The sequence below is a fragment of the Holdemanella biformis DSM 3989 genome, assembly GCF_000156655.1.
GTDB classification, from domain to species: Bacteria; Bacillota_I; Bacilli_A; order Erysipelotrichales; family Erysipelotrichaceae; genus Holdemanella; species Holdemanella biformis.
This window is the reverse complement of sequence record NZ_DS996840.1, coordinates 1-10,088: the sequence shown is the minus strand read 5'-3', so window position 1 is coordinate 10,088 and position 10,088 is coordinate 1. Positions and strand designations below refer to the sequence as shown.

Sequence of the window (10,088 nt, the reverse complement as noted above, 5' to 3'; positions counted from 1 at the left end):
GTACGATTTTTTGACCATTGGATAGGCGATTAGTGCAATCACAATGCCAGCTACACCTTGTACAATGTTAGCTGGAATTTCACTAGCGGCAACGATCCAGCTTCCTTTTAACATATATTTGGCGATGAAGTATCCAAAGACCATAATGATAGATCCTAATACGTAGCTTGAGATTTGTTTGGGTTTAGAGTAATTTTTCATCAGTAGAGATACGACAATTCCTTCAAGTCCTTTAATGACTAGGGTAAAAAAGAAGTAGTGTCCATATCCTCCGGCTACATCGGCTAGTGCACTTCCTAGTCCTCCAATTAAGAAGCTTTCAAATGGATTTAAAAAGCTTGCGAATAATAGGATGAATCCATCGCCTAGATTGAAATATCCATCGAGTGCGTTTGGAACTTTGATAAACATGGTTGCCACAAAGACAAGTGCCATGCCAAGTCCTGTTAATACGATTTCATAGGTTTGTTTATTTTTCATGATTATTTCCTTCTTTCTTACAACTTAATGACTATTATACTTGTTTCTGTATTTAAAAAAATATACAATTATAAAAAATAAATAGGGGACAGATGATGAAGAAATATGAAGTGATTTATAATACATATAGGGAGTCGATTCTTTCTGGAATCTTAAAATATGGGGATCGTGTCGATTCGATTCGTGAATGTGTCAAGAAGATGAATGTGTCTAAGACAACGGTGGAGCTAGCTTATAATAAGCTTGTGTTAGATGGGTTTATTTCAAGTAAAGAAAAGGTTGGGTATGTTGTGAGTATGAATCCGGAAAGGGTTTTATTGCATCATGAAATCTTGGATTATTCTTCAAGTCACAAAGAAAAGGAATATGATTATGATTTTCGAATTCAATCGGTTTCGATTGATTCATTTGAGACATCGATTTGGAAACGATATATAAAGAATGTATTGAATGATAAGAAGTTAATGTCAAGTTATGGTTTAGCCCAAGGGGAGTATGGTTTAAGACAGGCTTTGTGTAAGTATGTATATCAAAATCGAAATATATTGTGTTTTCCTGAGCAGATGGTGATTGGTTCTAACTATCAGTCTTTGTTGTATATATTTTGTGGAATGTTGGATAAACAAAAGGTGATTGGCTTGTCAACTTTGGTGGATGAACAAGCTAAACAAGTATTTTTAAGTTATGGCTTTTCTGTGAAATATTTAGATCCAGATCATTTTATTGAAGATATTCAAACGAAGTGTGTGGATGTTGTGTATGTGAATACAACTTGTTTTAGTAAGAATCGTCAGTCTATGTCTGAAAAGATGAGAAAAGAGTTGGTTGGACTAAGTCATATATTGATTTTAGAAGATGATTATAATGGGGAGCTTGTGTATGCTTCTAAAATTAAGACGAGTTTATGTTCGATGTCGAATCATGTGATTTATTTTTCTTCTTTTTCAAGACTTTTACTTCCCAGTCTTCGTATTGGATATATGATCTTAAATGAGGAATATACGAAGAAGTATTGTGCTTCTTTCTTTGGTCCTACGGCAAGTAAACTAGAGCAGGTGGCTTTTAGTCAGTATATTATGGATGGGTATTTGCAGAAGCATTTAAGGAAATTGGTGCGTGAGTATAGAGAGAAGCATTTGTATTTAAAGAAGTTGTTGGATACATATCTGAGTGTTTCTTATATATTGGATGAAACGTATATGGCGTATTGGATTGAGTTGGATGTGGATATGGAAAAGTTCAAGTCTTTGTGTGAATCCAATTGGATGGGTGTTAGTTATTCAAGTAGTGGGATAGGCTTATCTTTTGCGAGTATGGATAAAGAATTGATGAAAGATGGTGTGATTCGTCTTGCAGAATTGGTGAAAGAGTGTTAAAATTTTAGCGATTCGACAGTGAAGAAGATAAGTAGAAAGTAATTTTCTTGTCTAGAGAGAGGGCGTTTGGTGAAAGCCTTTCAGAAATTTATTTTTGAAGCTACTTTGGAGTTGAAACGTAGTCGGCGTTAACGAGTGAATTGAGGGCATTTTCTATTTTGGAAAATGAACTAGGATGGTACCGCGTAATTATACGTTCCTAGAAATAGGAGCGTTTTTTTATTGGAGGAAAGAAAGATGAAACAATTAACTGGTAATCAGATTCGTCAGATGTTCTTGGATTATTTTAAATCAAAAGGACATATGATTGAACCGGGCGCAAGTTTGATTCCGCATAATGACCCAACTTTATTGTGGATCAATGCGGGTGTTGCGGCTTTGAAAAAATATTTTGATGGTAGTGAAAAACCAGCTTCAAATCGTATTGCGAATGCGCAGAAGTCAATTCGTACAAACGATATTGAAAATGTTGGGCGTACAGCTCGTCACCACACATTCTTTGAAATGTTAGGAAACTTCTCAATTGGAGATTATTTTAAGGATGAAGCAATCCAGTTCGCATGGGAATTTTTAACAAGCGAAGAATGGATGGGTATTGATAAGGACAGATTGTATGTGTCTGTATATACAGATGATGCGCGTGCTTATGAAGTATGGACTACAATTTGTGGTGTAGATCCAAGTCATATCTTAAAGACAGATGATAACTTCTGGGAAATTGGTAAGGGACCTGGTGGACCTGACAGTGAAATTTTCTTTGATCGTGGAGAAAAATATGATCCTGAAGGTTTAGGAGAAAAATTATTCTTTGATGAAATGGAAAATGATCGTTATGTAGAAGTATGGAATGTTGTATTCTCTCAATATGATTGTGATCCAAGTATTGATCGTAAAGATTATAAAGAACTTCCTCAGAAGAATATTGATACAGGTATGGGTCTTGAGCGTTTGGTTGCCTTAGTTCAGGATGGTGAAACAAACTTCGATACCGATTTATTCTTGCCTATTATTCGTGCCACTGAAGCTATGGCTAAACATCCTTATGAAGGGGAATATAAGATGGCATATCGTGTCATTGCGGACCATGTTCGTACAGTAACTTTCGCATTGAGTGATGGTGCTAACTTCTCAAATAGTGGTCGTGGATATGTGCTTCGTCGTGTTCTTCGTCGTGCTGTTCGTTATGGTTTAAAATTAGGCTTGGATGAACCATTCTTATATAAATTAGTTCCTGTTGTTGCGGATTTAATGGAGGATTTCTATCCATACTTACAAGAGCATGTTGAATTCAACCAAAAATTGATTAAGGTGGAAGAAGAAACTTTCAAGAAGACTTTAAAGGTTGGTCAAGCTTTATTGGATGATGAAATCAGCAAGGCTAAAGATGGTAAGTTGAGTGGTGAAGTTGTCTTCAAATTGTATGATACTTATGGATTCCCATTTGAATTAACACAAGAAATTGCCGAGGAAAGTGGTATTACAGTGAGTCATGAAGATTTTGATGCTCAAATGAATAAACAAAAAGAGCGTGCTCGTAATGCGCGTAATGTAAAGGATTCTTTTGCGTCTCAAAATGAAGAGTTAATGAACTTCAATGAGCCTAGTGAATTTATTGGTTACGATCATTTAACTTGTGATGGTAAAATCATTGCGTTATTTAATGCAGAGGGTAAAATGGTGGATTCTTTAGAAGATGAAGGAATGATCATTTTAGATAAGACTTGTTTCTATGCCGAAAGTGGTGGACAGGTTGCGGATAAAGGTACATTTAGTGCGGATGGTGTAGATGTTGAAGTATTAGATGTTCAAAAGACGCGTAATAAACAACATATCCATACGGTTAAAATCAATGGTGGTGTATTAGAGAAGGGCATGTCTTTACATGGTGAAGTAAATGTCAAAGATCGTTTGGCAACTACAGCGAACCACTCTTGTACACACTTGTTGCAGTCTGCTTTAGTTAAAGTGTTGGGGGATCATATTCACCAGGCTGGATCTTATAATTGTCCTGAATATTTGCGTTTTGACTTTAATCATTATGAAAAGGTTACAGCTGAACAATTGGCTGAAGTAGAACGTATTGTGAATGAATATATTAGTGCGGCTTATCCAGTTACGAAAGAGATTATGCCTATTGAAGAGGCTAAAAAGTCTGGTGCAACTGCATTATTTGATGAAAAGTATGGAGATACAGTTCGTGTTGTAACAATGGGGGATGTATCGAAAGAATTCTGTGCAGGATGTCATGTAGAAAATACAGCTCAAATTGGTTTATGTAAGATTATTAGTGAGGAAAGTATTGGTTCGGATTCTCGTCGTATTACGGCTAAAACTAAGTTTGCGGCTTACCAAGATTTTGCGTCTGAACATGCAATGTTAGAAAATATTGCGGATAGTGCAAAACAAAAGGGTATTAAGAATATTGATACAAAGGTTGAGGCTGCTTATAAGACGATGCATGATATGCAAAAGGAAATTGATAATTTGAAAAATCAAATCTTTACTTTGAAGTCTAAAGAATGGGCTACAGAAGCTAAAGACTTTGGAAAAGTCAATGTATTGATCAAGTCTGTTTCTGGCATGGATGCGGGTGCATTAAAGGATATTGTTTCTAACTTAAAGGCTAATGATGACAAGATGGTTGTGTTCTTTGTGAATACAAATGGTGAAAAGGTTGTCTTTGTGTCTGGTGCAGGTAAAGAGGCTGTTAAGGCTGGTGTACATGCTGGTCAATTGGTTAAGAAAGCGGCTCAAATCTGTTCTGGTAATGGTGGTGGAAAGCCAGATATGGCTCAAGCCGGTGGTAAGGATGCTTCTAAGGTTGATGAAGCAATCAATGCGATCACAGAAGAATTAAAAAGCTTATAAAAGATATTAGGGTATGCCATGTGCATATCCTTTTTGTTATGAAATTGACATAACGAAATATACATTTTATAATTTTTGTATGTATTGAAAGGGTTTTACGTATGAATAATGAACATTGGTATGTGTTATTGACCATTCGTTCTAAGGAAGAAGAGGTATGTAAATATTTGAATGAGAATGATGGTATTTACGCTTTTAGTCCGAAGATGGAATTTTATCATAGAGTTTCAAAACAGATTCAACAAAGATCTTTATTTGGTGGGTATGTATTTGTGGTGAGTAAACTTTCTCAGGTTGAAGTGGATGCGATCTTTAAAAAGTTTCCTTTGCAGAGTGTTTTTATTCATGAATTGAAATATGAAGAGGAAGTTTCAGCTTTAACGGATGAGGAGATTCGTATTTTGAATATGTTGTTGGATGATGAAAAGGTTCTAAGAATGTCGTATGGTGAATTAGTGAATAATAAGATTCATGTGACTCAAGGTCCACTAAAAAATATGGATGATTATATTGTGAAGTATGATAAGCATAATCGTTTGGCTACGTTGAATCTTAGTTTTTTGAATCAAATATGGAAAGTTGGAGTTACGATTCCAGAATAGTATGGATGTGTTAACAACATGTCCATTTTTTCTTATGGGAGGTGTTGTGGTAATGAGAAATGCGATTGTTTTAGCGTGTGATAATAGTTATATGGATAAGTTGGAAACAACAATTAAGTCTATTTGCGCGCATAATAAGAATATTAAGTTTTATATTTTAAATGAGGATCTGCCAATTGAATGGTTTCGATTGATGACAAAGAGATTGTCTTATTTCAATTCGGAAATATTAAATATTAAGGTTTCGGGTGATAGTTTTAAAAAGTTTAGATGTCCTTCAGAGCACATAAATTATCAATCTTATTTTCGTTATTTAATTCCGGACTATGTAAGTGAAGAAAAGGTGCTTTATTTAGATTGTGACATTATAGTAACTGAAAGCTTAGATGGTCTATTTAACTTGGATTTGAAAAATTATCCAGTTGCGGCAGTTCCTGATTTACCGACTACAAATGATGGATTTAATTCTGGTGTGCTATTAATTAATAATAAATATTGGAGAGAGAATGACATTTTAAACAAATTAATTAAATTAACTGTTGAATATCATGAAAAAGTTTACGGTGATCAAGGAATATTAAATATATTATTTAAGGATAAATGGTATAGATTACCGTTAACTTACAATTTACAGGTTGGTTCGGATAGTCAAGAACATATGATTGGAAATATGGAATGGTATAAATTGTTTGATGGAATTCCTAAAGTAATTCATTATACATATACCCATAAGCCTTGGCTAATGTATAATATGACACGTTTTAAAGAGGTTTGGTGGTTCTATCATGGAATATCCTGGGATAAAATGATATTGAATGAGCCAAGAGTGTATGAGAGCTTTAATAATTTAATTGATGTGCCAAAACACAATGCGGTTATTTATACAAATACGCAGGATTTACATGGTATTGAAGCATTGATTAAGAATTTGCCTAATGTTAATTTTCATATATTAGCACATACTTTATTTGGCCCTCGAGTTGTCTCTTTAGAAAAGTACATGAATGTTTCGCTATATCCAGAATTTAATCTTTTTAAAGAGACTGAGGTATTAAATACGATGGACATTTATTTGGATGTTAATTATGAAGGGGAAGTTGATTATATTATCAATAGAGTTCACAAGATTGGCAAGCCGATTTATTCATTTGAAAGTACAAATCATGATGTCTCGGGGTTGAATTACATTTATAAAGACAATGATGTAGAAAAAATGATAAAAGATATAAATGAATATCTACAAAATTTATAATTATAAGTGTATAGGCTGAAAATGGTGGATGATTCTATGTCCACTTTTAATAGGAGTGAAAGGTAATGAGATTGTTAGAAGAATGTTATAAAGATGAGTTTGATGATTTACCAGATAATAAATACATTTTTGGTCATGAGGATGGGCAGAAGACTGTTTTATCTCCGTATAGAATACTAATTAATTACTATAATAAATATCAACATGAATATTCGGATTTATTTTATAATAATTTAGATATTCCTGAATTTTGGTGTGTTTATCCAGAATGGGATAATGGGCAAATCATGTATCAAGGTGAGAAAAAGGCAAGTGTATTTTTTAAAGAACCAATAATCAAAAGAAATGTTCATAAAGTAGAGTGGTTAAATAATGGGTTTAACTTTAAAACAGATTATTATGATTTATATGGATTGAAGTTTTTTACAGAGTATTATGATCAAAATATGGGTTTGTTAATGACATCATTTTATACGGATGACAATAAAGAAGTTTTAACTATACATCATCGAAATGAAGTGTTTTTTGTTAATGAATTGAATAAAGTTAAGATGTTTTATTCTTATACAGAATTTGTTCAATATGTAGAAAGCTTTATAGAAGGGTAAATTATGTCGGTATATGTATTTAATTTATTAGTTGGATTTAGTCCAAATGGAATTGACAATGCTCAAGGATATCGAGAAAAAATGTTTGGTCAGATAGGATTAGATAGTAAATATGTATTTACTGAATTTCCCGATATGAGAGATATCATGTTATATAAAAATACTGGTATCCCAGTTACAAAAATGTTGACTCCTCATTTGAAGTTAACGAAAAGAGATCATTTTGAATTCGTTGACGAAACAGAATCTATGATACAAGTGATTAAAACAAGTATGAATATATCCAATATTGTACGTTTAGAAAATAATATACAATTTTGGAAGGATGGCTTTTTGGTATGTGAAATACATACTTTGCCTCATGATCAGCGTTATTTTTATGAGATCATTTATTTCAAAGAGAACTGCTTGATCAAAAAAGATTTTTATTCAGGTGGAATAGTTTATTCAGATTTTTTTGTGACGTCTGAAAATGAAGATGGTAGTCTTTATGCAAAAATTGTAAAAAGATCTTTTTATCAAGAAAATGGAGAGATTTGTTTTGAACAGATTGGTGATAATTATTTTCTTTGTAGTGGTAAAATGTTAAACCAATATGATTTATTAGATTTATTTTTTGATTCATTAGACTTGAATGATAAAGATGTTTTACTTTTGGATCGAGCATATGATTTAAAATTTAATGATGTAATTTTTGAAAAAAGATTACCTTGTAAAAAAATTTGTGTAATTCATTCGGGGCATTATTTTGAACCTTATCAATGTCAATATGCACTGTATTTGAGTTATGAATATTATTATTGGTTTAAATATTCTAAATATATTGATTCATTTATAGTTTCAACAGAACAGCAAAGAATAGATTTAATGAATGTACTTAGTGATTATAAATACGATATTCCAAAAATTAAAGTGATACCTGTAGGTTCTATCGAACATTTATGCATTACGAATGACAGAAAGCCAAATTCGATTATCACAGCATCTAGATTAGTGAATGAGAAGAGAATAGATTTGATTATTAGAGCAGTAATTGAAGCACATAATTCAAATGGACAGATAACTTTAGATGTTTATGGTAAAGGGGATAAAGATGTTGAAGATGGATTAAGAAAAATTGTTAAAGAAAATAATGCTGAAAGCTATATTAGATTTATGGGACATCAATCATTGGAAAACGTGTATCAAAATTATGATTTATATATTTCAATGTCAATGTTTGAAACATTTGGCTTAACACTTTTAGAAGCGGTAGCATCCGGGTGTGCACTAATTGGATTGGATGTGCCGTACGGAAATACTACATTTATAAAAGAAAATTATAATGGGTATCTTATTGATTATAGTTATAATCAGAGTGTAGAAACTGAAATTAAATTGGTGGAAAGTGTTGCTGAAAAAATATTAAAAATATTAAACAATAAGGATATGCTTAATGAATTTAGCAATAACTCATATGAGTTAGCTAACAATTTTTTAATATATAAAATTGCAGAAAAGTGGAAAGAAATACTTTATTAAATAAATGGTTTTATATTTTTGAAAGGAGAATGGAAAATGAATGTTCATGTTACAAATATATATGGCTTTTCACCAAAAAGTGTAGTTTTGATTTCTCAACATGAAGTGAGGAATATAGCTAGAAATCTAGGCTTTAATGAATTAGCAGTATATATCTATGATTCAAGTAACGAACCAATGAATGAATTGAGTTCAAGATATGATGGAATAATTGCGCGTGTATCACCTGGAGATGTTGTTTTTTTTCAATCACCAACATGGAATGGGGTAGATTGGGATAATGGTTTGGTAGATAAATTGAAAGCATATGGTTGTCGTGTAGTAATGTTTATACAGGATGTTCAACCATTGCAATTTGAAAGTAATTATTATTTAATGTCAAAATTTATTTCAATGTATAATAAAGCTGAAATTGTAATAGTGCCATCAGAAAAGATGTATTGTCGTTTGGTTGAAGAAGGTTTAACAGTCAAAAAATATATAGTACAACATATGTGGGATTTTACTGTGGATCAGACACTTTATAGTCCGTCATTTAAAAGAAAATTATATTTTACGGGGGATATTTCTCGTTTTCCTTTTGTTGAAAATTGGCATTATAATACCGAATTACATGTCTTTGGAAACAAAATGGAGAATTATGATTATTCTAAGGTACATTTTGGTGGATGGTTAAATAAAACAGAATTATTGCTTGAATTATCTAAGGGTGGTTTTGGTTTGGTTTGGGGGAATCAAGAAAATCCTAAGGATGAACCAGATTACTACAAAATGAATTGTTCTTATAAATTAGCTTCTTATTTATCAGCAGGTATTCCGGTTATAGTTCCTGATTATTTATCAAATGCAGATTTTGTGAAAGAAAATAATATTGGTTTTGTTGTTTCAAGTTTAGAAGAGGCTAATGAGATGGTTCAAAATTGTACAGAAGATAATTATAATCAGATGGTTTCGAATTTAAAACATGTACAATATTTAATAAATAATGGCTATTTTACTAAGAAATTATTTGTAGATACAATCATGGCTTTGGACTAGATGAGTTTATCTAAATATAACTTTGGTTAGCATACCGGTTATATTATTTATATGCTTATTTTAATATATGTTCACGCATATTAACAAATGTAGATTTTTTTAAAAAAATTGGTTAGAAATCGTGTTTTTTTACTTGAATAAATCAAGCTTTCCGTTTACTATTAAACCTAGTAAGGGAAGAGTGCATCTTTTCGTGTACTCTGCTTGATTTTTTTATTTCTAATTTATGGGCTATATAGAAATATAAAAGTTTTTTGGGAAGGAATGAGTAGAATGTCGAAAAAGAAAAAGAATATAAGAAGAAAAAAATCGAACAATCTTTTAAAGGGAATGGCTGCTGCTC

8 protein-coding genes and 1 other annotated feature are annotated in these 10,088 nt (G+C 32.0%); of the genes, 7 read left to right on the top strand and 1 reads right to left on the bottom strand.

Annotated features, from left to right (window positions below; translation table 11 throughout):
• Positions 1–480, bottom strand: a 480-nt coding sequence (locus EUBIFOR_RS00920) for an ECF transporter S component (RefSeq protein WP_003864006.1), incomplete at its 3' end; no start/stop codon positions are given.
• 95 nt (positions 481–575) lie between these two features.
• Between EUBIFOR_RS00920 and EUBIFOR_RS00915 the strand changes: the two genes are divergently transcribed.
• From EUBIFOR_RS00915 to EUBIFOR_RS00885, 7 genes are all read left to right on the top strand, one after another.
• Positions 576–1,856, top strand: a complete 1,281-nt coding sequence (locus tag EUBIFOR_RS00915; protein WP_040466012.1) for an aminotransferase-like domain-containing protein — start codon at positions 576–578, stop codon at positions 1,854–1,856.
• Between the two features lie 9 nt (positions 1,857–1,865).
• Positions 1,866–2,060: a binding site (T-box leader), on the top strand.
• Between the two features lie 33 nt (positions 2,061–2,093).
• Positions 2,094–4,724, top strand: coding sequence for an alanine--tRNA ligase (gene alaS, locus EUBIFOR_RS00910; protein WP_003864004.1), 2,631 nt, complete (start codon positions 2,094–2,096; stop codon positions 4,722–4,724).
• 101 nt (positions 4,725–4,825) lie between these two features.
• Positions 4,826–5,326 carry a transcription termination/antitermination NusG family protein gene (locus EUBIFOR_RS00905; RefSeq protein ID WP_003864003.1) on the top strand — a complete coding sequence of 167 codons (501 nt, stop codon included), beginning with the start codon at positions 4,826–4,828 and terminating at the stop codon, positions 5,324–5,326.
• Positions 5,327–5,378: 52 nt separating this feature from the next.
• Positions 5,379–6,578 (top strand): glycosyltransferase, encoded by a 1,200-nt coding sequence (locus tag EUBIFOR_RS00900; protein WP_040466032.1) that lies wholly within the window; start codon positions 5,379–5,381, stop codon positions 6,576–6,578.
• Between the two features lie 65 nt (positions 6,579–6,643).
• Entirely contained in the window at positions 6,644–7,186 is a 543-nt protein-coding gene (locus EUBIFOR_RS00895) for a hypothetical protein (protein ID WP_003864001.1), read from the top strand.
• A 3-nt stretch (positions 7,187–7,189) separates the two neighbouring features.
• Positions 7,190–8,707 (top strand): glycosyltransferase, encoded by a 1,518-nt coding sequence (locus EUBIFOR_RS00890; RefSeq protein ID WP_003864000.1) that lies wholly within the window; start codon positions 7,190–7,192, stop codon positions 8,705–8,707.
• A 36-nt stretch (positions 8,708–8,743) separates the two neighbouring features.
• A complete protein-coding gene (locus EUBIFOR_RS00885) occupies positions 8,744–9,745 on the top strand; it encodes a sugar transferase (RefSeq protein ID WP_040466011.1) in 1,002 nt (333 codons plus the stop codon).
• The last annotated feature ends 343 nt before the right edge of the window (positions 9,746–10,088 follow it).

Excerpts from the sequence above, each read along its gene's own strand:
- EUBIFOR_RS00915 (WP_040466012.1), top strand. The coding sequence starts at position 576 with ATGAAGAAATATGAAGTGATTTATAATACATATAGGGAGTCGATTCTT.
- alaS (WP_003864004.1), top strand. The coding sequence starts at position 2,094 with ATGAAACAATTAACTGGTAATCAGATTCGTCAGATGTTCTTGGATTAT.
- EUBIFOR_RS00905 (WP_003864003.1), top strand. The coding sequence starts at position 4,826 with ATGAATAATGAACATTGGTATGTGTTATTGACCATTCGTTCTAAGGAA.
- EUBIFOR_RS00900 (WP_040466032.1), top strand. The coding sequence starts at position 5,379 with ATGAGAAATGCGATTGTTTTAGCGTGTGATAATAGTTATATGGATAAG.
- EUBIFOR_RS00895 (WP_003864001.1), top strand. The coding sequence starts at position 6,644 with ATGAGATTGTTAGAAGAATGTTATAAAGATGAGTTTGATGATTTACCA.
- EUBIFOR_RS00890 (WP_003864000.1), top strand. The coding sequence starts at position 7,190 with ATGTCGGTATATGTATTTAATTTATTAGTTGGATTTAGTCCAAATGGA.
- EUBIFOR_RS00885 (WP_040466011.1), top strand. The coding sequence starts at position 8,744 with ATGAATGTTCATGTTACAAATATATATGGCTTTTCACCAAAAAGTGTA.